This window comes from Leptothoe sp. LEGE 181152, assembly GCF_032906605.1.
In the GTDB taxonomy this organism is placed as follows: domain Bacteria; phylum Cyanobacteriota; class Cyanobacteriia; order Phormidesmidales; family Phormidesmidaceae; genus Leptothoe; species Leptothoe turfae.
On the sequence record NZ_JASATU010000066.1, the window covers coordinates 48,782 to 72,541 of the forward strand.

A 23,760-nucleotide genomic window follows, 5' to 3' on the forward strand; every position below is an offset into this window, starting at 1 on the left:
GGCTTTAAGGTGCAGTCGCTTCGATGATTTCTAAAATGTCTTGACGGATCTGATCTGACTCTGGCGGTAAGGACATGGCTAAGTCCGTGAGCAGACCGCTGCGGGTTTCTTGTTCGCCTAAGCTTGTTGCTTGGGCAACCTGTGCGATCGCATCGTACCAAACCCCAGCCTGTCCATAGGCTACGGCTCTTTCAGTCGCTGTAGTAGCGGTTGCCAATGCCTGAGAGAGCTCAACAGTATCAGGGACCACCTCAAACGACAGCTCCTGTAGCATCGCTTGGGCTGGATACTCAGGATTACACTCAATAATCACCTGCCAACGATATTCCACACCCGTTGATAACGTAGCTACCGAGGGAGGTAGCTGATGGGTCATAAACCCAGCACTATAGGTGAGGCTGCTCTCATAGATGGGAATGGGAATATCGTTCTCATCTGGGGCCAACAGGCGAAAAATAATTGGAAACGTTGCGTCGATTTCAGGTAGATGCCAGACAAATACAGGAGACTCAGATGTAGTACGACCCAAAATTGTATCGGGAGTATTGGGTCCAAAGATGGTAAATGCTGTGGCCGTGGGACCTAAGCAGCCGCCACGACGAGTGCCTGTAGACGTGCGGGGAGCCGATGTTGGCGTTGGATCCGTAGGGGGACGAAAATACGTGCCAGTGGAGGTAATAATGGAATCCCTGTCGATGTCAGCATCATCAGGCGGTGTGAATTCAGCTTGAGCGTGATGATAAGTATCGGTTTCTACGGTGTTAAATTGCGGAGCCCCATCGCTTACAGGTGATAAATACCAACTACTAAGGATAAAAAACGACGTAAACCTTAGCAATGCAGAACGATATTGGGGCGCAATCATAGTCGTAGATGAACTGACCTAAGCAACTAAACGATTTCAACTCTGGGCACACAGTGCTGACGTTGAAGATGTTTGCAGTATTTCCAGAGACGGATACTCCAATACACCAGGGTAATGATTAGCAAAGCTGTACTTAACCACTCTAACCAAACCCACTGCCAACCTAAACGAGTCAGTGTAAAAATTGCAATGTCATCCACAAAGTTTAACAGGAGTAAAAATCCTTTTTGAATTAGATCACTTAAACTGTCGATTTGCATGGCCTTAACTTCCTTACGTCGTTGACTTTACTGTACGGAAGCTGCTGACCAGACACATGCAAGAAACCAGACAAATTCGTTGCCAAGTTTGTCTAACTTCGTGGCAGAAATATGCAACTATCGGCTACTTAAGGCAACCATCGTTGCCAAAGAGGCCGATAAATAGGCCAGCGCAGCTCACAGCAAACACCCTTAGGTTTGTGGTGGGTGCGGTTGAATGTGCCATTGAGACTACGGGCTAAGGTTTCTGCTTGTTTAGTGCCATACCCTCCTAACGTCTTGGGTGCAGACGGTTTAAGGCCGCTCCCATTATCGAGGACGCGAATAACATTGTTGCCATCCTTTTGACGACAGTCGATGGTGAGTCGGGTTGTACCGTGAGCGTATTTCTGAATGTTGATCAAGGCTTCTTCTAAAAAGCGTCCCAAATTTCGTTTTTGATCAATACTCAACTGCTGATCGTCCAGGGGTTCAAAGGCAACAATTTTCAGTATGGGTTCAAAAAACTCTCGATGGCGCTCTAGGGTGATTTGGTATGCTTCGCGCAGTAGCTCGTCTAAGGGCATTTGCAAATCAATGGATTGTTGCCCGGTTAATACCAGCTGGCCTGTGGGCAACAATATTTCCTGACGCATGGTGTCATAGATGTCGCGCAGTTCCCGATTTAGGGTGTGTAGCTCAGGGCGTAGGGTATCTGGGGCTGGCTGGCTTTCTGGCCAGGTGCTGATCATTTTGGCCAGGGTTTGCAGGGGGCCATTGTGAATGGTGTTGTAGGTTTGGTTAATCAGCTTTTGACGATCGTTGAGTTGCGATCGCAACTGAGCCTGGGCTTGATAAAACGGGTACAGTACAGCCGCATTCAATAAAAATGCAGCCACGACGGGGACAACGGGCAGCCACCAGCTCGTCAGCAGCAGCCCGTAGCTGACGAGTAAAATAACGCCGCTGATGACGATAATCACCAGAAAATGCACGGCTGGTTTCCGTTCCCATTGGGCCAGAATCATACCGCCTAAGCCACTGCCCAAAATTAAAAGATATTCAATCCCATCTGGCATCCCACGCAAAAAAGGTCGACCGTCGATGACGGCACTCAAAATTTGGCTAACTGCATGGGCCTGAGCATCCATACCAGGCACCAGGCTGGGAGTAACCCCCGCAATGGCCGCTGAGCTGACAAAGTCCTTAACACTTTCTGCCGTGTAGCCAATGAGCACCAGGCGATCCTGTATTAGCGTTGCTTCTACCTGACCCGCCATCAGGGCTTTATAGGTGATTTTTTCAAACGGTTGAGTCCCCGCTCGAAAATTGATTAAGGTTTGATTTCCCCCTCGATCGGCACGAATATAGCCCCCTGTGTTGCTCTGAAAGCGAGGAATTTCTGTTGATCCAAATCGCATGGTTTCAGGATCGCGCATGCCATTCTCGACGCTGAGGCCATCGTTAGCCAAATAGGAGGACACCAACTGAATGGTGAATGAAAATTGATAGTTTCCCGCTTTGTCAGCTGCCCCTAAAAGGCTCCGTCTTAAGAAACCATCTTGATCGACGAGGGCATCGGCAAACCCTACCTGACTGTCGGGTAACGATGGGGGCGGTGGGACGGTGGCCCGGGGATCGATTTTGTGAATGCCAACAATATTGTCGGAAGATTGTAGCGTTTGGGCCAAAGCCGTATAGCCATCACCCACCGGCTGATCCCGGAAAATATCCAGGCCCACTACGCGAGGGCTATAGGATTGCACAGTCTCAAGAAATTCTGATAGGGCTTGATCCGAGATGGGATAATCAAGGGCTGTTTGAATGTCTTCTTCGGTAATCGCAAGTAGGGTAATGCGCGGGTCAGTGGCTTCAGCAGGCCGCCATTTTAGACTGAGGTCTAAGGTTTTCCACTCTAGGGGCTGTAGCAAACCCAGTAGTCTTGTCAAAACAATGAATCCAGTGATTGATAACCCTGGCAAAAGCCTGAGTTGCCAACTAGGAGAAGACCAGGAGACTTTCATCGGTAACTACGCTCAGTCCAACAGACCCATCTGACGGGCCTTATTGTAGGTTTGGATGCGAATATTGGTGCCTTCATCAGGATAAACGCCAAGGGCATCCTGCACTCTAGTCCAATAGTGACGGACGGTTCTTTCCGCCACATTCATTTGCTTGGCAATAGCTTTGTCAGTTAAGCCGTTGGTAAATGCTAGCTGTAGCACCTGCAACCATTCGGGTTTGACCTCGATACCCAATCGCATTTCGGGGGGGGTGTAGAGGAGTCCATTCAAAGCCCAGTCAATTTTAATGAGCATTTCAGAACTCGATAGACTTTTGTCGGCAATGGTGAAGCCAGCTTGGTGTTTGTCAATCATGGACTTGAGCCGCACCAGGCTTTTTACATGGGCACTTTGTATGACGAAGTGGAGTGTAGGATGATTTTGCAGTAGCGATCGCAATAAATGTAAGCCCGTCTCAGTCTGTGCTTTATCTCCTTCTCGTTCAGGAATTGATAAATCCATCACTACCAAATCAGGCTGAACATCCTGGATCAAAGCTTCAACCCCATCTGCTTGACCCGTAGTTGCAATGTGCGCATCCGGATATTGAGCTTTTAATACACGGCAGGTGCCCTCTAAGACCGAATCGTGATCATCTACCACCACAAATGTCTTTGTAGATGCTTGAGCCATGTTCCAGTGATCTCCTTGGAGTTACCCATCCTTTATATAGACAAGTGGCCTATCAAAATTAGTTAGATTGTAAAATAAAGAATACGATTAACCCCAGTGCTGCTGGCATCCACACGGTAATTACGACTGATTTAAGTCAGATGTCCGTGATATTTAACATCATGGAGTACCCATTTCAGTCACTCAAATTAACGGTTAGTCATCTGCTGGCCATTGCAGTTGGCCTTTGAGACCAAATTTATCAGTGACAATCTCTAAACGACCTGCTGCTAAGGTATGGAAAATTTCCTTAAGATGTTTTATCTCGGGGGTATTTATCAAAGATTTGCCATCCATAGACGGATAGCCGGGGTATTTCAAGGTCAGAGTGTATCGCTTATGGTGATGCTCTAGGCTTATGGAAAGCTGCTGCGCACAATTTTCCATAGGTATCAGTAATTCAATCAATCCCGTAATCACTGAGAGAATAATCTGATTCTTGTTAAAGGATTGTTCAGGCCAGTCTGATAAAACCTCTAGCTTTACGCTCAGACCGGGTTGAGTGCATTGCCAATTTTGTATCATCAGCTGTAGTGCTAAAGGAAAACTGTCAGCAATAAACGGTGGAGATAGCTGATTACTCAGTTTTTCTAAGTCAGCGTAAAACAGTTGAAAGCGTTCTAACCATTGTTCAGCTTGTTCTGCATCGGGCTGGGTTGTTAACGTGGTTTCTAAATAGCGTCGAAAGGCAAACGTTTCTTGTAGTAAGTTATCTCGAATGGATTCTGCCTGTTTATGGAGTCGGGCGATTTGTTGATCGTGCCACCACTGCCAGGCTTGACGCTGACGTAGCCATCGTTGAATGAAGAGATAGAGTGCGGTTGGCCCTACAAGTGCTTTTATCACAAAAACCTCAACTTACTGATGTAACTCTTTGTTGCGATCGTAACGAGCCCACAAACCTATGATGTTCCGCTTGTGCCCAAGCTCAGTGCTGATTTGAGCCAAGCCCCATTGCCTGTTTCTGCCATCGCCGCTGTCTATTTGTGCATATGACAGCTTTATCATCCGTAAAGTCAATGGTCATGACAAAAACAATAGATGCTTGCAACAGGTGCATACAACGTTTTGTTGAGTGACATCTGTCCGTAGCATCGGGCATCAAAAAGCCATGGTAGATTTCTGTTATTGCCAGTTACTGACTTGTGTATGTCAAGCCCTCAATTATATTGGTCCTGGTTGCTAGCAGCGGTTGCAACCCTTTGGAGTGAGCCAATCCAGGCACAGCTCATTCCAGATCAAACCCTAGGGGCAGAAGGTTCTGTTGTCTCAACTGACGTGTTGGTAAAAGGTGGTCTCGCAGACTTAATTGAGGGAGGTGCTGCACGAGGTCCAAATTTATTCCACAGCTTTGATGAGTTTACGGTCGCTAACAATCAGCGAGTTTACTTTGCCAACCCAGCAGAGATTGAATCCATTTTAAGTCGGGTGACTGGCAACAATCGCTCCGACATTTTTGGCACATTGGGTGTGGATGGCAATGCTGATTTGTTTTTAATTAACCCCAATGGCATTGTGTTTGGGCCAGATGTCAGCTTAGATGTGACCGGTTCATTTTATGCAACAACAGCGGCGGCGGTCGATGTTGGTCAGAGTATGTTTAGTGCTGTTATGCCTGGGCAAAGCCAGCTGCTAGCCGTTAGTCCCAGCGTCTTATTTTGGAACCATCTAACTGATAACTCAGGCGATATCACCAACCGTGGTCAGCTAACAGCGGGCGCAGACTTAGTACTGGCAGGCCAGAATTTGGATCTGGCAGCTCAGGTGGCTGGTGTGGGAGATGTCTCGCTGTTAGCCACTGATATCGTTAAAATTCGAGATACGGCAGACAAGCCATTTATTGCCCTGGCAGGCGGAGATTTGTTAGTGCAGGGCAACCAGCAGGTGGATATTGTTGCCTTAACCCACCCAGATAGTCAGTTATTTTCCTATGGAGATATGGTGCTGCGTTCACCAGCACCCGTTAATGGTGACGCCTACTTTTTTAGTGGTGGTAATTTCCGTATTGAGAATTTAGACAATACTCCAGGTAATTTGAATAGTCCAGTTGACCCCATTATTCGGAGCCTTGGGGATGTTGAGTTTGACAGTTATTTTGGTAGCTCGCTACATATTCTTGCTGGAGGGTCAGTAACGTTCACGAGTGCGATTATCATAGCTCCCGACCCAGGCATTGCAGGTGTCGATTTTTTGCAAGAAACCATCGTACTTTCTGATGGAACAATTGTTGAGGTGGATGGTAGTGCACAGCCAACCATTGATATCAGAGCAGGCCTTAGACCAGATGCTGTAGGTGTAATCCCTGCTGAGAACCCATCAGGTCAAGGGATCTTCGATTTATTTTTTGATAGTTTCTTTTTGCCACTTACCCCTTCCATAACAGCCAATCCATCTAGCGCTGACATTGAGATTGGGAGTATTACTATTGGTCAATCCAATGGTCTGGTGTTAATCACCAATCTTTATGAACCTAATGGCCAACTGTCAGGAGATATTCAGATTGTAGGTAATGATCTGCTGGGGCTTGGTTTTAGCCGAACTGGAATAAGCATTATTCCCATTGCTGGAACTGGTAGTTCTGCTTTTTTAGAGTCGCGTGGTGATATTGATATTGTTGGCACTAGTATCAATACAGGTAATGGAGGTGATATTACTTTAGTTGCCGATGACTCAGTTAATCTTGTAGGTGGTGATGAGATACTACGAACGTCAGGGCTCTTTACCAGTTTTGTAGGGCAAGGAGAGGCCGGTAATATCAATATTACTGCTCAAAGTCTCTCAGTCGTAGATGGCGCTTTAATAGCTAGCGAAACATTTGGGATAGGTCAAAACGGCAACATTATTCTTAACATAGAAGAGACTGTTCTCTTTGAAGGTCCCAATCCTGTCAATCGTTCTCCTAGTGGAATTTCTACGGTGCTTCCATCGGGTAGTCAAGGGCGTGGCGGTGATATTCAAATTTCAGCTAAAAATCTCCTTGTTTTCGATGGTGCCCAGCTTGATGCATCTACCCTGGGTCTAGGTGATGCAGGTGATATTATATTAGAGATTGCTGAGACGACTCGGCTCGAAGGTATTAGCTCAGTCTCTGGGCTTCCCAGTTCCTTACGTAGCCGTATTCTTTCAGATGCTATTGGAAATGCAGGAAATATTCAACTCAAAACTCGTAATCTAGAGGTTTTGAATGGTGCTTCTATAGAAACTTCTAACTTAGGAGGCGTAGGTGACACAGGTAATATCACTCTAAATGTTCGTGAGACGGCACGTTTTGATGGATTCAGTGATATAGTAAGTATCTTTTTTGACGGTCAAACAACTCAAATGAATGGTGATATTCGCTTGACCGCAACCAATTTAGAAGTTCTAAATGGATCGGCCATTAGCACTTCTGTCCGCTCTGATGATGGTTTTGCTAATGCTGGCAACATTTTCTTGAATGTTCGAGAAAATATTACGATTGCCGGGCAGAGTCAAGATTCCCTTTTGCCCTTCCCTAGTAGAGTCCTGACTTTCGTTGATCCTGGCGCATCAGGTCGAGGTGGAGATATCAATATTACATCTGCCAACTTAGACCTTATTGGAGGTGTAATTTCTGCTAGCAATACTGGTACAGGTGATGCAGGCAATATCCTGATAGTTCTCCAAGATACCTTTCGGGCTAGGAATAGCGATGTTGGTACGACCTCTGAAAGTAATGCTGGAGGACAAATTGATATTTTGGCAGATAATATTTTTCTCTTCGGAGACAGTGATATTACCTCTGCCGTTCGTTCTGGTGTAGATGATGGTGGCAATATTACCCTTGTTGCTGATGCGTTAGTAGCTTTTGATGATAGTGATATTCTTGCCTTTGCTGCTGATGGGAGAGGTGGCGATATCGATCTAAGTCGCACTGCATTCTTTGGTGAAGACTTTCAATTTGCCCCACCAGGTACTGAGCCAATTACCCTAGACGGTAATGACCAGGTAGATATCAATGCCACAGGGGGGATTGCGTCAGGAACAATTTCTCTAGCAGACGTCAGTTTTATTGAAAACAGCATTACCGAACTGCCGGATGAGCTGGTTAATCCTGAAACTCTGGTTGCCGCTAGCTGCATTGCCCAGAGTAGTGATATCGGTAGTAGTGTTGTTTTTACGGGGAACGATAGCCTACCCCAACAACCCGACAGTACTCAAACTACCTACAGTCTTAGAACCGTTCAGCCCATAACAGAGACGGCAACTAACAGTACGTCTATTGCTGAACCACAAAATCTTTATCGTCTTGCCGACGGTCGTTTAGTTATCAGTCGTGACTGTGCTACATCTACTGTAAATGAATGATTTCAAGTTTTATTTAATTAGTGGATTAAATACTTAATTATGTCACTACTCTAAAAAACTATCTTCTGATTCTATTCAAGCTAACTTTTACAGACAGCAACTTTTGTGTCGTCTCTGCTTAGATATAGAATTTATTGGTTAGGACTTCTACAGGTTTAATCTCTAAGGCTAATGGTCATGATTAATTTTAAGGAGAAGTTTTAGCATGAGATTACAATGGGCATTGGTTACCATTTTCTTCGTTAACTTTTTTCTTCTTGTTTTAGAAATTGTTGCTGGAAGATTGATGGCTCCGATTACCGGTGTCAGCCTTTATACATGGACAAGTATTATTGGGGTTATCCTTGCAGGTGTTAGTGTTGGTAACTATATTGGTGGGCGTATTGCTGATAAATGTGGAAATCGGAGTATCTTAGCCATACTTCTAGCGTTGTCTGGAATTAGTAGTTGGACAATTTTAGAGACAATAAAAGTTTCGAAGGCTCTTATACCTGTCCTTGAAGTTTCTTTTGTCTTTCAAATAATTATTGTTTTCTCTACTGTTTTTCTTTTTCCAAGTCTGATGCTAGGAACAATTAGCCCAATTGTTGTGGCTCTAACTCTCACCGAGACAGAGCATTATGGGGATGTCATTGGGAAAGTATACGCTGTATCAGCACTCGGTAGCATTATCGGAACATTTTTGACAGGTTTTGTATTGGTTGGCTCTCTGGGCAGTAATTTGATTGTTCTTATTGTTTCTAGCGGCCTGCTCTTGCTAGGCTCTATTGTTGGAATGCATGCTAATGATCAGCGGATCCAAAGATCTTTCTTATTGATAGGTGTTCTGCTGTTACTGCTATTTAGTTTCTTGATTGGTACTAATAATGTAGCTTGGCTACGTAGCAGTTGTTTGCAAGAGACGGACTACTACTGTATCAACATAATTAATGACCCTGAAAAGCCAGCCGTTCGTCTTCTAGTTTTAGATAAACTTGTACATAGCTACATTAATTTAGAAGATCCCACGGATTTAGGCTATGGCTATGAATATGTATATGCTGATACGGTTGATGAGCTTTTAGGTGATACTTCTAAATTGAAGGCCTTGATGATAGGTGGAGGTGGATATACCTTTCCAAGATATATAGATGCTACATATCCAGAAAGTGACATATCTGTGGTAGAAATTGATCCGGGAGTAACAAAGTTCGCTTTCGATGTACTAGGAATTCACTTTAACTCAGAAATTCAGAACTTCAACGAAGACGCTCGCTTTTTCTTGGCAAACCTTACTGAAACCAAAAAATATGATTTCATAACAAATGATGCATCCAACTATTTCAGTATGCCATATCATTTGACTACAATTGAGTTTGATAGGTTGATTGAGGAGCATCTTACTAATGAGGGTTTATATTTATTGAATATTATTGATGGTCAAAAAGGATTACTGCTTCGAGCTCAATTAAACTCATTAAAACAAGTCTTTCCATATGTTTATCTCTCTCCTATGGACCAAGAGATAGGGAAGCCCAAACGCAGTACGTATGTCGTGGTCTCTTCGAAATATCCCTTGCAGCTTTCTTCAAAGTTGTCTGAAGTTTTTGTGTCAAATGATGAATTGAATCTTTATTTGAGTGGAGAAGATTCTGTGATTTTAAGTGATGATTATGCCCCCGTCGATAATTTGATTATCCCTATGGTAGCTGATTCTGGTTGGAACTAATTTTTGATTAAATTGGAGAGAAAAATGTTGCTCAGAAGCTTAAGATTTATTTTGATTGTGTTGTTAGTTGGCACCTGGTTGATTGGGATTAATTTTTCTCGCATAGGCTATGCCCATACCCAAAGCCTACGTCAAGACGCTCAATTTTCAGGAGGTTTAGGCGCATCTGAATCTAAACTTCCTCTGTTAGAAACAAAGTTGTCTGGCCTTGATGCTCAAAAGAATCTCAGTGAAATCAATGATGTTAGGCAAGAAATTAGTAGGTTGATTTTTGATTTACGTCAGTTGCTAGCATCTGGTAGTCTCGATGCGCGCTCAGAACATATTGTAAATGATCGGATATCAGCGCTTCAATCACTAGATAAGCAGATCGAACGGGAGTTAAGGAGATCAGATACTCGCAGACAAGTGATTCAAACTGAGCTTAATGCTGTGAGGAAAGTGATAGCAGATAACGTTAACAGTAACTTTAAATACATTGACTGACAGTGAGATAGGTTCTTATCTGCTATATGGCATTGTTGAGATGTAATATGTGATTCCACTAGGCAGTACAAAATTCGTTCTTAATCGATCGAGTCCATCAAATGAATTCGATCGATTAATAGTTATTGTATTTCTGAAGCTGGTGGTGTTTGTTAATTAGTAGATGATTGCTTAGTAGCAAATCAGGAATATCGCTAGACATTTTAAATACAACTACTACAATCATCAAAAGCTAGATAGTATTAGCTATCCATGCTTAGACATAGGTAAACTGGTTAGAATTCGCTAAATTCAGCTGAGAAGCACTTACTCCTTGGATAATACCAATTAGGTCATTAACAAAACTGATGCCTGCACCACTAATACCATCGACTCGCACATTAGAAATCGAGTAAGATGCAGCGCTGCCCATCAGCTGGATCGTGTCTGCAATATCGCCAGCAAAATCGTAAACATCAAAATCTTGAAGTATTGCATAATCACTGCGACCTCGGTCATTGTAGAAAACACGACCACTCCCATTTTGGCGTTCTCCTAAAACAAAGCGATCTCGATCATTTGTACTACCACTAACTAAAGTATCTCGTTCACCAGTACCCTGGGAAAAATGATTAGTTCCATTTAAATAATCATTACCAGTCCCACCATTCACTAAGTCATTTCCATCACCACCTAACAACACATCGTTTCCTCCACTGCCATAGAGGCTATCATTTCCTCGCATGCCCACTAGTTGATTACTCACAGCGTTACCAATGAGATAATCAGCCCCATCACCAGTAAACACATTCTCAATGCTGTTAACATTAACTGCAATGCCATCTATAAACCCATAGCCAACTGCTAAGTTCACAAAGGTACTAGAGTCTATGGCGGCTGCATTAATGGTATCTATTCCCAAGCCTCCATTAATAGCCCGGCTATGCCCCAACCTGCCAGCATAATCAGAATACTCTTCAGTAAAGATAAATGTGTCATTGACTGAAGTCGTTTTGCCATGAAAAGTGATATCAACATCGTTAATGGTTATAGGAGATGACAGTGAACTGTCGGCATCAAATAGTTCTAATCTCCAGGTGCCAGATGTATCTTCTCCACGAAATGCATGGGAATAAAAACTCCAGCGACCTGTGCCAAACCCCCCAGAAGAGAGACCGTTATTTTCACCACTATTCTGGATCAGCACACTAGATGTCCCATCAGGTGAAATTAAACGCATTGATAGATCACCAAGGTCATCCCATCGGGCAAAGCTTACGTCTACTTCGACAAATTCAATATCGATATTAGTGGCAACTGTTTGACTTAATGCAGTACCGCCAGTATTAATCGTGACGGAGGTATCTAAGAAGTCTCGAAATATGGCAATATCATTGGCGCTCGTTTGGGGGGTATTGAACCAGGTCTCAGCGAGACGTACGGCTGCTTTTGCATCGACTAAGCCAAAGCCATAATCATTGGAAAAATGTAAGCCGCCACCATTCCAATTAGTTGCTGCATTAAAGTTCCATGCATATTCTTCATCCCCACGAGTGCCTGTGCCAATGGCAGAGCCAACATGCCGAGCAGAATAGGCTAAAATCTCTTGGACATCTCGCCATCCTAACCATGGATTTGCTTCAAGCATAAGTGCCACAACACCAGACACCATAGGAGCTGCCGCTGAAGTGCCATTAAAGTTAGGTCTATAATCACCTGGAGTCTCACCACTTCTGCCAGTTCGATCTGTGGTTACTACTTCTCCAGGAGTGCCAAAAGCAGATACCAACACTGAAGCTCCATAGGTACTATAGTCAGAAACAAATCCATTCTGATCAACGGCTGCAACTGAAATAGTATGGGGATTGGCATTCCATGAGACAGCGTTGGTATCGTAATTGAGAGCCCGTGAGTTACCGGCTGACTTTATTAAAATTGTGCCTAGTCCATTACGTCCTGCTACGACAGCATTGTCTATGGCGGTATTGAGTGCAGCCATAGTGGCAGGGTTGAAGGGCCTATCAAAGAAGTTAAACTCGCCCCTTCCTGTTCCTAGGCTCAGATTGACAATGTCAGCCTCACGATTTCTGCCGGATGTTTGTCGTAGACCAGACGTATTATCAATGGCAAGCGCTAGTTGTCCAATAAACCGATTAGAGATTAACCCATGGGTCTGAAAACCAAACAGAGTTGAATTGTAGGCTATGCCAACTCCGCCAATACCATTGTTTGCGTTAGCACCAATAATTCCTGCTACTGCAGTTCCATGGTTTTCGCCATCTACGCCAGTTGGGTCTGTATCATTATTATCAAAATCCCAATCCTTATCAATAGAGTAGTTTTCATCTAAATCTGGATGCGATCGCTGCACAGCATCATCAATAACCGCGACATCAACTCCAGCCCCTGTATAGTCATCCCAGACATCAACTACATTGAGGTCAAGTAATCCGGGGGTTATGTTCTGAAGATGCCACTGAGTTGAGAAGAGAGGATCAGATGGAATTCTAGCCATGATGTTTTTTGTTTTGAGAGCAGTAGATAGAATTTTCTTGCCTATCTGTTTATAGGTTCACAATAAATCTCCTTAAATGTAGAGATATGGAGACTTTAAGTCATTCCTTGTGAAGAGATATGCCATCGTTATTGCATAAACCTGCAAAGCCAATAGTCTTCGTTCTTACATATTTATGTAATGCTCAAAATTTATCTCAATGAAGACCAAACCAGGAAGACGATACATCTTGTAAAAAGACTAAATCTAACGGACCTACATCCCTAGGCACCACAGTAACAGTTGGTGATTTCGAAACAAACGTAGATGTGTGATTTTTGGGACACAGATTAGCATGCTACATAAATCAATGCGTCACCATTGCTGTTGTTTGATATAGTCCTAATTTTTGCACCAAGTCTGTAGAAAACTTGGAGACTGGTCGTTTCAACTCTTGGTTAAAGATGTGTTTCAGTTCTTCATATTGTTGTTTAGCAGAAGCATAGTATCCTCTGGCTACATATACCTTGATTAAATCAAGATGTGTACGCTCGCTATAAGGCTCTGTGCTAACAGCCAGGTGAGCATAAGCAGTAGCTGCAGAAAGCTTCCTCAACTGCAAACAAACTTTAACCAGTTGATGCAAGACCGCTAAATATAGGGTATGTAGATGTTGACGTTCTGAGAGTATCCAATTATCTTCGAACCGACTTAGGAAGATACCGTAATCTTGCTGGATAACTTGCTGTAAATAAATTAATTTTTGCTGAGGCGTACTACAATGATTGGCCTGTTGAATGAGTGTTTTAACGTTTAAGATATCGACATCAAAGTGACGAATATTCAACTTGAGCTTATTTCCTTGACAGATAATGACTGGCTCTTTAGCAGTAAAAAACTCTTGGCTTAAGGCATTTAATGCTATTTGTAGCCTCTGTCTTCTTTCCTCAAGGCTTACATCAGGCCACAAAATTTCTGCAAGCTTTACACAAGGATGTGTTTGCTGGTGAAAGTATAAAAGGTAAGCTAGCAATCTGATGGCTTCAGGTGTTGTCAAGGATTTTGTAACATTGGTGGAGTCTTTTATCTGAAACTCTCCCAGTAGCTTTACTGTCCAAGTGCTCATATCGATGTCACCCCATAAACTATGAACGATTACCTCAAACTGTATAAAACTCCTGTAAGTAGACCATTGCTGATGTTGCCCAACCTGTATGCAGTTTTGTGTAATGCGACTGACCAAAAATGTCATTGACTGTCATAGTTCAGCGAGTTGTTCGCGGGAACGTCTTGTTTTATAGAAGTAGACTAAAAAAGCTAACAGTTTTGTTGTTTTTTGAGTGCGGAAAGATTGTATTACGCCAGCATAATTCTTTACCTGGAATTGCCCCAGTAGCTGAAGAGTCCAAATGCTCATCTATTTTGATGACTCCATCGGTGTCAGTTATGGCACCAATGTAAAAACTAAATAACACTGTACCTTTGCGAGTGATTGCGAATGTTCTATGCACTTTTCTGCAATATTCATGGTTGAAAAGTACAGCCAATATCACAGATAGATTACTTGATTTATAGGTTGGATCTTTCTACCTTTAGAGCCAAAGACATTGCTGGGTCAGGGACTCTAGGGGCTGCCGTATGTGTATTTATGGTTACCGTTATTGGACGTTAGGTACCTTACATAGATTGTTTGGACAATTTGATATTGCACTAAACCATTACCAAAAAGCATTAGCTACATTTCGTAATACAAATGACATTCTCAACATGGGTAGGATGCTGAATTGTATTGGTGGCTTACATGGCTCTCAAGGTAATGTTGATTGTCGAAAATGGTTTTGCATGGAAGCTATTCGAACGGTTTGGCAGTTGCAACATGAAATTGCTGCAATTCCAGCACTCGCCAATGTAGCCATGGTCTATCACCATCAAGATTGTCATCGGTTAGCCATAAAGTTGCTAAAACAGGTGTCTGAACGTTGTCAGACAATGGGTGATTTATTGAATGAGGCGATTACTTTAATCTACATGGGGCAGGTGTATGCGGCTTCTCATCAGTATTTGTTTGCGATCGCATGTCATCAAGCATCGCTAGAAATTCTGCAAAACTCTCTTGCCCTGAAGCACCGTGAAGAAGCCGTTTGTTTGACGGTACTTAATTTATGCTACGCGGCCAGGCTCTATCAGATGACTTACCACTCGGAGGCGGCTGAGCAAAACTATCGACAAGCAATGTATCTGCTGGAAAGAATTGAGTTGAATGAAGGCCACTATCTATTATTAAATCGGCCATCAAAAGTAAGTAGGTCAGCATAATCTTTCTGTTCACTCGCCTTATACCCATCTCAATCGAGCATCATCACAGCGAAGGGAGCGTCAAGGCCTGTATCTGCTGCTTACCTGGAGTTTACTTGTTACAGTGAAGACGCATCTTAATAAATGTCTTTTTCATGAGTCAGACTATTTCTAACCTACCCTTGCCCCCTGGTGATTTTGGCCTGCCTCTAATTGGCGATACGTTAAGCTTTTTTCGCGATCCAAACTATGGTGAAAAACAACATAAAAAGTATGGACCGATCTTTAAAACCCGTCTGTTAGGCAGCCCTACATTATTTGTTCAAGGAGCAGATGCCAATCAGTTTATTCTAACCAATGAGAACAACTATTTTGTAGTGAGCTGGCCGCCGAGTACAAAAGCGTTATTAGGAAATCTATCCCTGGCATTGCAAACGGGGGGCGAGCATCAAAATCGACGCAAACTACTAGCCCAGGCGTTTATGCCCAGAGCCCTGTCTGGCTATATTGATACGGTCCAGTCGATTACTCACGCCTATACAGAAAAATGGGCGGAGTCAACTACGCTGATCTGGTACCCAGAACTGCGTAACTATACCTTTGATGTGGCCTGTAAGCTTTTAGTGGGTTTAGATCAGGGGGCACAAACTGATCTAGGACATTTATTTGAAACCTGGTGTGCAGGTTTATTTTCGATTCCTTTGACACTGCCCTGGACTCGGTTTGGTAAAGCCAAAAAAGCTCGTACCCAATTACTTCTACTGTTAGAAGAAATTATTCGTAAACGACAACAAAGCCAACATTTGGGCAATGATGCTTTGAGCTTATTGGTTCAAGCAAAAGATGACGATGGTCATAGCCTGAGCATAGATGAACTTAAGGACCAGGTATTACTGCTCTTATTTGCAGGCCACGAAACGCTGACATCGGCTGTTGCCTCTTTTTGCCTATTGGTGGCGCAGCATCCTCAGGTCTTGGCGGCATTAAGGGATGAGCAACAGACATTTGATCCTCAGCAGCCCATCACCTTAGATGTCTTAAAGCAAATGCCCTATCTAGAGCAGGTACTACAGGAAGTATTGCGGCTGATTCCTCCTGTGGGCGGTGGTTTTCGTAAGGTGCTAAAAACCTGTGAGTTTAATGGTTACCAAATTCCTAAAGGTTGGACGGTGCTCTATGAAATTAATCAAACGCACCTGAATCCTACAGATTATGAGGCTCCTGATGATTTTCGACCGGAGCGCTTTGCTAAAGGGGAACAGCCTAATAAGTACAGCTATGTGCCGTTTGGCGGTGGGATTCGTGAATGCCTTGGGAAGGAGTTTGCCCGCTTGGAGATGAAGCTATTTGCGGTGCATTTGCTGCGGGGCTATGGCTGGGAATTATTGCCTGATCAAGATTTATCCATGGTGGTGGTGCCAACGCCGCACCCTCGCGATAACCTGCGGGTACAGTTTGGGCGGATGTGAGGCTTGTCAAGAGGTCGCTAGAAACGGTTTCTTTGCTTGTAGGGTTAGCCCTCACCCAAAATCCCTCTCCCTAGGGAGAGGGATTTTGAGATAATTTACTCGTAAATCCAGCTCTTAGCGCAGGATTCCCAATTGGCTAGCTCTTCGTCGGAGAACCATAGGGCGATCTCAGTCTGAGCTGTTTCGATGGCGTCGGAACCATGGATAATATTGCGGCCAATGGTAACGCCGTAGTCGCCACGGATAGTTCCAGGGGCAGAACTAATGGGGTTGGTGGCACCGATCAGGGTGCGGGCAGACCCAACGACACCTTCACCTTCCCAAACCATAGCAACTACGGGGCTAGAGGTGATAAATTCCACCAGGCTGCCAAAAAAGGGACGCTCTTTATGAACGCCGTAGTGCTTTTCTGCCAGTTCACGGGAAACGGCCATGAACTTCATGCCTACTAGGGTAAATCCCTTAGTTTCAAAGCGGCTGATGATGTCGCCGATCAAACCACGTTGAACACCGTCAGGCTTGATCATGATGAAAGTGCGTTCCACAATTTTGCTCCTAACAATACATCTATTGAGTTAATGGGGTCACTAGACCCTTGGGTAGGGATGTGACCTACACTACGCTCAGCAGTAGGCAACTATGGTCCAACCAACCATAGGGACTGTCTACTCGGCAATAGAGCCAGATCTAGGGTATATCCCTTTGTGGTCATTTTACGTAGGCACCTTTAAAGATCAGGTGTGATAGAGATTAAATCTGTGCATGGCCTTAGGTTTTTGGGGGAGTGGGGAGTGGGGGCCAGGGAATAGCGGCGTGGTCTATTGCCTCTAAATCCATCTGCCACCTACACAAGTTCTTTAGCTATGGAAATTAGCCAAGCGGCAATGAGGCTGATCCAAATGGCGAGTTCTAGTTTGGGGCGATGGGTGAGTATATGCCTCCAATTTGGCCAGGTATCAAGTTGAAAATTTTTCCACCAGGCGGTGATGTGATTTTTCCAAAGTCGAGGACTATCTTGGGGGCGAAATTTCCACGTCATCATGGAGAGTAACAAGGGCGTGCCACCGACTTTTGCATTCATCAGAAGATGAATGGCGATCGCAACCACCATGACGACCCACGATACCAAATGACCGTAATACCAAAAATGCTTCAGCTCTCCGTTCGGCAGCCATTTTTCATCCATCATTTTGCCGCTAAATAGGGCAAATGTGAGAGCTATCAGGGTCAGCGTATTGACAAAGCGACTGAGGTTAACCCACCAAATAGGCTGACCAATTTTCTGAGTCAACGTTGTTAATGCCTCGGGCTGCACCAGACGATGTTTTCCACGGTTAAACGCGTAGAAAACAAATGCTGGAAAGATCAAGAGTGTATAAAGTCCGAAGGTGCCATGGATCCCTTCAATCGCTTTATAGGCTGGCAGTGGAATCGTGCCCCAACGACCATCGTACGTGTTATAGGTCCAAAAAGCAGTCAGGATTGCCAACACCAGGAATGCCCCAGTGAGGCCGTGTAAAAGGCGTAGGAGAAAAGGTTGATAGGGGTAAGTGGGCTTCATGGAAGCTTTAAGGGGAGGGCTTACACGTTGGCATAGATTCAGTGACACTCAATGATAACAAAATGTTCCATAGATGAATATCAATGAGATTTTCAGGAGATCTCTATACTACGGATGTTTCTCTTAAAGTTTCTGGTTTACTTTGAATAATTATTTGAAGCTCAAGTATTTATCTGGTGAAGTTGTTACAAAGCCGTTCACAAATAAACGGATTGCCATCAACAATGGTGCCAGTAGGTAATAACCGTAAGTGTTATTTTTGCTGGTTTGCAGAGTGAGTAATCTGCGAAAATGGTTGTTTTTGTCTCTTTTTGGCCGATAAGCCCCCCATAGGCCTTTATAGAGAAGCGTTACATCCAAACAGTTTTAACAACGAAGTTCTTGGACTGAAGTTCTTGAACTAAATCCTACTGATTTTTTCCCTGTATTTTCCTATATTATTATGCCTTCTGAATTATCGAGTGCTACACAGGCTGGATCGTCTGCTGCTTCCGAGATATCTATTCACACAAAACAGCAGCAGAGCCTAAATCAAACGTTGATGGGATGGCTGCAATTAAATTCGTTTGGTGGTCGTCTGTTTTGGATGATTATGGTAGGTGCCCTAACGGGTATCGGCGGCATGGCATTTCTCTTTAGTGAGATGATTAAGTATCAGGCTGAGGATCAGGTGCGGAGTACCCTGGATGGTAAAGTGAATGCGATCGCGTCGGTGACCGCAGCCGCTGAAACGTTGGCCAATAGCCTGGGCATTAGTGCGACTACGCTCCATGAGCGGCAGGCACAGTATGCAGATACCTATCGGGAACTGACGCTACAGCTCTTTGAGCGCCGTCCAGAGTTTATTGTGGGTCTTGGGTTAGGGCAGCGAGAAAATGGACTGATTGTGGATCAGTCCTGGTTATTTCCCTACTATTGGGTGGATGCTTCAGAAAACGAGCCTGCGGTTAATCAAACTATTCGCTATGAAGACTTTGCCGACGGTGAGGGCGAGTTTTATCCGAATAGTCAACGGTATCGAGACTACTTTGTTCCCCAGACGACTGTCTGGACAGAACCCTATGAAAACGCTGCTAACCAGTTATTGACCTACTATGTGCCCCTATTTGCCAGTAATGGCCGCTGGTTGGGTACAACCCTGGTGGACATTGACGGACAGTATTTAAGCAATCTTCTCAATCAGCCTGTTTTTCGTCAGCAGGGACATTTTATATTGGTGACCCGTGAGGGGAATATCGTTGCCGATCCGGCCAATCCTGAGAACAATCTAAAAACCTATCAGGATATTCCTGAGTTAACGGCTATCTGGCCGCAGATGAGCCTCAATGAGACCGGTTTCTTAGAAGGAGAAACTGGATACTGGGCGTATGCGGTTGTTCCTGAGCACGATTGGTTAGTGTTGGGGTATGTCCCTTACTCAGCCGTATTTAACCGTATTGCTCTGATTACCCTGGCAGCGACAGTGATCATGGTGGCCCTGCTGTCAACAGCAATTTTCTTGGCAGTTCGCAGCCTCAACCGTCGCCTCAGACCCGTTCTGAATCAGTGCAATCAACTGGCTAAGACCGATACTACATTGTTGGCTCAATGGGACGGGCAAGATGATCTAAATCAGCTGTCCCTCGCTTTTTTCAATATGCTAGAGCAGCTCAATTTAAATGAAGAAACAATCCGTCGCCATGCGCTCAAACTTGAAACAGAGACGTCCCGATCTACTCAAGTTTCTGCGCAGTTTACAGAATTCACAGCCCTCTTGAATCGGTTGGCGGGTGAACAACAGATACTGATGCGTGATTTGCAACAACTGATGGCCGATATTGCTAAGAGTTCCCAAACAATTGATATTCAAGTAGATGCCATTAACACCATGGGGCGTGCACTAAATAGTGAACTGCGTCGGATACCAACCCATTCAACAGAAACATTAGCATTGGTAGAACAACAGGTTGGTGCTTTGACCCGTGTCCTGGGCCATGGGGCTAGTGAACAGCAGTCCGAACAGTTACATACGCTGATAGAGCAACTGACGAAGAATATTGTTACGCTCAAAGCATTGGAACGCCGCTGGCCGTCTATAGATAACCTACAAAAACAAATGGGACATATTACCCAGGCCAGTGGGGTGGCGATATCAGAGTCTCGTGCTGTGGTGGATTCCTTGCAGTCGATTGCCCCCATGTTGTCAGATATTGAGCAGATCTCAACAACATTGTTGAAACGGGTAGAAGGTGTAAATTAAGACCCAAAGGCGATCGCAGTCATCATGTTCCCCGACAGAATATAGTTGTTGATTTAAATGTATTTTGTCGGGTTTATTTATTTATATGATGAAGTCGCTCATTCTCTAACACATATGGTGATCTAGTGAACCTCAATCTACAAGAGTTATGAACTACTATGGGGAATGGCCAAGGGTTTGCTCTGTGGCTTGGATCTGCTCTATAGCCTCATCTATATAGAACTTGTTATTCAACGCATATGTGTTCCTTTAAATTGCCAACGTCTAAGCAGTCAATTTCACCGTTTAAAGAACTCCCGCGTACACCCCAAAGTTATCAGCCGACTTTAGTGGATAAGGCTAAAGGATGGTTCAAACTAAATTCGTTTGGTGGTCGTCTGTTTTGGATGATCATGCTGGGTGCCCTTGCTGGCATGGGGGGCATGGCATTTCTCTTTAGTGAAATGTTAAGACGTCAGGCAGAAGACCAGGTGCGTAGCAGTATTGATAGCAAGGTCAATGCGATCGCATCAGTTACAGATTCAGCTGAAACGCTGGCCTATAGTTTGGGTGTCAGCGCCACTACGCTGCATGAGAGAGGGGCGCAGTTTCCTGATACCTATCGTGAGTTGGTGCTGCAGCTGTTTCAGCGTCGCCCAGAGTTTGTGGTTGGCTTGGGGCTAGGGCAGAGCAAAAATGGCATCCTGGAGGAGCAGCCCTGGTTATTCCCCTACTATTCAGCGATTACGTCTGCGGAGTCGACATCGTTTGATCCAGACGCTATCCGCTACGAAGACTTTGCCGATGACGTTGGCGAGTTCTACCCTGACACTGATCGCTACCGCGATTATTTTGAAGCCCAGACCAGTGTGTGGACGGAGCCTTATCAAGGGGACCGAAATCGGTTACTGACTTACTACTATCCTCTGTTTAATTCTGAAGGTCGTTGGTTGGGCACTAGCCTGGTGGAGATTGACAGCGCCTATTTAGGGAATTTGCTAGATGATGTGGTCTTTCAACAAGCCGGATATTTCTTGCTACTTACCCAGTCAGGCCAGGTGATTGCCGATCCCACCAACCCAACGGCTGAAGCCCAAACCTACCAAACTATTCCTGGGCTGGAGGCTATTTGGCCGCAGATTGACACAGAGGCACCGGGCTTTTTGAAGACCGCTTCTGGCTACTGGGCCTACGCTACGGTGCCTGGCCAGGACTGGTTACTGTTTGGTTTTGTGCCTTATAAAGCGATCTATGGTCGGATTCTACGCATTGCAGCTGTGACGACTGGGTTAATGGTGTTATTGCTGGCAGTGGTGGTCTATCTGGCCATTAGAAAGTTAAACCAGCGGATCAAACCCATCCTGCTGCAAGGCAAACAGTTTGTGGGCACCCATGGAAATTTGCTGGAGGAAGTTGCGATCGCTCAGAAAGACGAGCTAGAGCAGCTATCGGTTTCCTTCTTTAACATTCTCAACCAGCTCAACCTGCACCAGGAGACGATTCGTCGTCATGAAGAAACCATTACCCAAAGCTACTTTCATGCTGATCAACTGACTGAGAAATTTTTAGCGTTCACAGCGCAGGTGGATGAAGAAGCGCGTGAGCAACAGGCGTTGATTCAAAAGGTGCAGCAGCAGTTGGATGAGCAATCTAATCAGTATCAATCTATAGACAGACGATTAGATGCCCTATTTAGCCTGGCTCAAACCCTGGGGGGGTATCTGGAGAGTATGCCGTCAGAATCGGAAGCAAACCAGATATTTGACATCCTAGATCAACGGATTATGGCGCTGACAGGCTCTGTCAATCAGTCAGCTCAGTCGGCAGACAAATCCCAGTTTCAAGCCTTGATCGCTCAACTGATTGCGGATGTGGCCAATCTTAAGGCGTACGATCGCCAGCGTCACTCCTTAGAAAAGCTACATCATCAGACGAGCAATCTGACCCAATCTAGACAGGCAACTATTGCCAACTCGCAAGCGATGGCAACTGCGGCCCAAACGATTACCCAGATCCTGACGGAAATTGATGCGATCACCGATACCCTCAACCGAGATGCTAAACAAGTGTCAGAAATGCTTTGGGGCGATCTGCAGCAGGGTAGCTTAAAGCTGCCTGGTCAACCGGACATATTGGCTCGGTCCCAAGAGACTGCATTGCCGCCAGCGGTTGATCCGCTAGCTACGGAACACTATGGGGTGGCAAATTCATGGCAAGAGGGAATGGTTAATGCGGTCGAAAAAGCAGGCTAGCTGAATGTCGGTGTGAGCCACCTGCGGTCGAAAAAGCAGGCTAGCTGAATGTCGGTGTGGGCCACCTGCGGTCTCCTAAATTCGCCTATGATTAGACTTGGCGCAGACAGGGAGTACTTGCAGATGATTAGATGGCAGTGGCTGAGTCTCAAACTAGTCGGAATACTCGTTGCGATTTCACTGCTACTAACGACGTTGCCATCGGTTGCGATCGCAGAACCTGGCGTCGTCAACTACACCCTGACCGACCTCACCGGGCGCAATTTCGAAAATGCCAATTTAGCGGGTACATCCTTAGCGGCAGCGGAGGTGCGAGACGCTAATTTTCGAGGTGCAGACCTCAGTGCCACCATTTTGACCAAGGCAAAATTTATCCGTACTGACCTAACCGGCGCTAACCTGTCAGAAACCTTTGCCGACCGGGTAGAGTTTACGGGGTCTGATTTAACCAATGCCGTTGTTACTGACGCCCTGATGACCAGCAGTACATTTGCTGACGCAACGATTACGGGGGCAGACTTTTCCTATACGATTCTGGACCGATTCCAGGTGAAGTACCTGTGCGAACGAGCTGACGGGATGAACCCAGTTACAGGTGTGTCAACACGGGAAAGTCTAGGTTGCGATGGGTAGCTTTACCTGACTTCTCTCACCTCATACATTTGGCGTAGTTAAAATCAGCCAAATGTACTAGGCAAGTTCCCTACGTAGGCGCGTGGTGGGATGCATATTTCTTTTAAACCAACCGTATTTACCGCAATAGAGGTGGCAAGACACTATTGCAATAAAAAGACTCGCCCCTTCACGCAAAGATGGCGAGTCTACGATAGCGAACATGTCAACGAAATGCGCTTGTTATTAGCGTAAGTCTTGACAGCTCTGGGGCCAATTGGTCAAAGGTCTAATAGCCATAACGCCTAGTCTGCTGCGTAGTGCATCTCAGCCTGAAAATCGAAGGAGGTTAAACGTTAAAAACAAGGCAACCCATCAGGAATTTCAAGGGCGAGAGAGGGGATGTTTTTATGAATTTGAAAGACTGCGTGTTTACACCCAAATTTCCTTTAGACGCTTGCATATTGACAAAAAAATGTTGATTCTAGATAAGGACACAGGTATTCATGATCAGCATAAAC

17 protein-coding genes are annotated in these 23,760 nt (G+C 44.9%); 8 read left to right on the forward strand and 9 right to left on the reverse strand.

What is annotated here, in order from left to right:
- Positions 1-4: 4 nt before the first annotated feature.
- From QGP82_RS30860 to QGP82_RS30880, 5 genes are all read right to left on the reverse strand, one after another.
- Complete coding sequence (locus tag QGP82_RS30860) at positions 5-865, reverse strand: DUF928 domain-containing protein (RefSeq protein ID WP_499061929.1); 861 nt, start codon at positions 863-865, stop codon at positions 5-7.
- Between the two features lie 26 nt (positions 866-891).
- Positions 892-1,125: a hypothetical protein gene (locus tag QGP82_RS30865; protein WP_163671332.1), complete on the reverse strand. Its 234-nt coding sequence runs from the start codon at positions 1,123-1,125 to the stop codon at positions 892-894.
- Between the two features lie 128 nt (positions 1,126-1,253).
- A complete protein-coding gene (locus QGP82_RS30870) occupies positions 1,254-3,128 on the reverse strand; it encodes a CHASE2 domain-containing protein (protein WP_499061930.1) in 1,875 nt (624 codons plus the stop codon).
- A gap of 12 nt (positions 3,129-3,140) precedes the next feature.
- The gene (locus tag QGP82_RS30875; RefSeq protein ID WP_163671334.1) at positions 3,141-3,800 is read right to left on the reverse strand and encodes a response regulator transcription factor; all 660 of its coding nucleotides are present in this window, start codon (positions 3,798-3,800) and stop codon (positions 3,141-3,143) included.
- 195 nt (positions 3,801-3,995) lie between these two features.
- Positions 3,996-4,685, reverse strand: coding sequence for a hypothetical protein (locus QGP82_RS30880; RefSeq protein ID WP_499061931.1), 690 nt, complete (start codon positions 4,683-4,685; stop codon positions 3,996-3,998).
- Positions 4,686-4,988: 303 nt separating this feature from the next.
- Between QGP82_RS30880 and QGP82_RS30885 the strand changes: the two genes are divergently transcribed.
- From QGP82_RS30885 to QGP82_RS30895, 3 genes are all read left to right on the forward strand, one after another.
- Positions 4,989-8,165: a two-partner secretion domain-containing protein gene (locus tag QGP82_RS30885; RefSeq protein ID WP_499061932.1), complete on the forward strand. Its 3,177-nt coding sequence runs from the start codon at positions 4,989-4,991 to the stop codon at positions 8,163-8,165.
- A 205-nt stretch (positions 8,166-8,370) separates the two neighbouring features.
- The gene (locus QGP82_RS30890; protein WP_499061933.1) at positions 8,371-9,873 is read left to right on the forward strand and encodes a fused MFS/spermidine synthase; all 1,503 of its coding nucleotides are present in this window, start codon (positions 8,371-8,373) and stop codon (positions 9,871-9,873) included.
- 24 nt (positions 9,874-9,897) lie between these two features.
- Positions 9,898-10,359, forward strand: coding sequence for a hypothetical protein (locus QGP82_RS30895; RefSeq protein ID WP_499061934.1), 462 nt, complete (start codon positions 9,898-9,900; stop codon positions 10,357-10,359).
- A 256-nt stretch (positions 10,360-10,615) separates the two neighbouring features.
- Here QGP82_RS30895 and QGP82_RS30900 read toward each other — a convergent pair whose 3' ends face one another.
- On the reverse strand, positions 10,616-12,853 hold the full coding sequence (locus QGP82_RS30900) for a S8 family serine peptidase (RefSeq protein ID WP_499061935.1): 2,238 nt from the start codon (positions 12,851-12,853) through the stop codon (positions 10,616-10,618).
- A 346-nt stretch (positions 12,854-13,199) separates the two neighbouring features.
- The gene (locus tag QGP82_RS30905) at positions 13,200-13,958 is read right to left on the reverse strand and encodes an AfsR/SARP family transcriptional regulator (protein ID WP_499061936.1); all 759 of its coding nucleotides are present in this window, start codon (positions 13,956-13,958) and stop codon (positions 13,200-13,202) included.
- Between the two features lie 716 nt (positions 13,959-14,674).
- Here QGP82_RS30905 and QGP82_RS30910 point away from each other — a divergent pair.
- Both QGP82_RS30910 and QGP82_RS30915 read left to right on the forward strand, forming a co-directional pair.
- Positions 14,675-15,148, forward strand: coding sequence for a tetratricopeptide repeat protein (locus QGP82_RS30910; RefSeq protein ID WP_499061937.1), 474 nt, complete (start codon positions 14,675-14,677; stop codon positions 15,146-15,148).
- Between the two features lie 134 nt (positions 15,149-15,282).
- Positions 15,283-16,596, forward strand: a complete 1,314-nt coding sequence (locus QGP82_RS30915) for a cytochrome P450 (protein WP_499061938.1) — start codon at positions 15,283-15,285, stop codon at positions 16,594-16,596.
- A 95-nt stretch (positions 16,597-16,691) separates the two neighbouring features.
- Here the strand turns inward: QGP82_RS30915 and ndk are convergent, their stop codons facing one another.
- The gene (ndk, locus tag QGP82_RS30920; protein WP_499061939.1) at positions 16,692-17,141 is read right to left on the reverse strand and encodes a nucleoside-diphosphate kinase; all 450 of its coding nucleotides are present in this window, start codon (positions 17,139-17,141) and stop codon (positions 16,692-16,694) included.
- Positions 17,142-17,440: 299 nt separating this feature from the next.
- Positions 17,441-18,157 carry a cytochrome b/b6 domain-containing protein gene (locus QGP82_RS30925; RefSeq protein ID WP_499061940.1) on the reverse strand — a complete coding sequence of 239 codons (717 nt, stop codon included), beginning with the start codon at positions 18,155-18,157 and terminating at the stop codon, positions 17,441-17,443.
- Positions 18,158-18,599: 442 nt separating this feature from the next.
- Here QGP82_RS30925 and QGP82_RS30930 point away from each other — a divergent pair, with 442 nt between their 5' ends.
- From QGP82_RS30930 to QGP82_RS30940, 3 genes are all read left to right on the forward strand, one after another.
- Positions 18,600-20,396 (forward strand): PDC sensor domain-containing protein, encoded by a 1,797-nt coding sequence (locus tag QGP82_RS30930; protein WP_499061941.1) that lies wholly within the window; start codon positions 18,600-18,602, stop codon positions 20,394-20,396.
- A 239-nt stretch (positions 20,397-20,635) separates the two neighbouring features.
- Positions 20,636-22,627 carry a PDC sensor domain-containing protein gene (locus QGP82_RS30935; RefSeq protein ID WP_499061942.1) on the forward strand — a complete coding sequence of 664 codons (1,992 nt, stop codon included), beginning with the start codon at positions 20,636-20,638 and terminating at the stop codon, positions 22,625-22,627.
- Positions 22,628-22,750: 123 nt separating this feature from the next.
- Positions 22,751-23,260 (forward strand): pentapeptide repeat-containing protein, encoded by a 510-nt coding sequence (locus QGP82_RS30940; RefSeq protein WP_499061943.1) that lies wholly within the window; start codon positions 22,751-22,753, stop codon positions 23,258-23,260.
- Positions 23,261-23,760 lie beyond the last annotated feature (500 nt).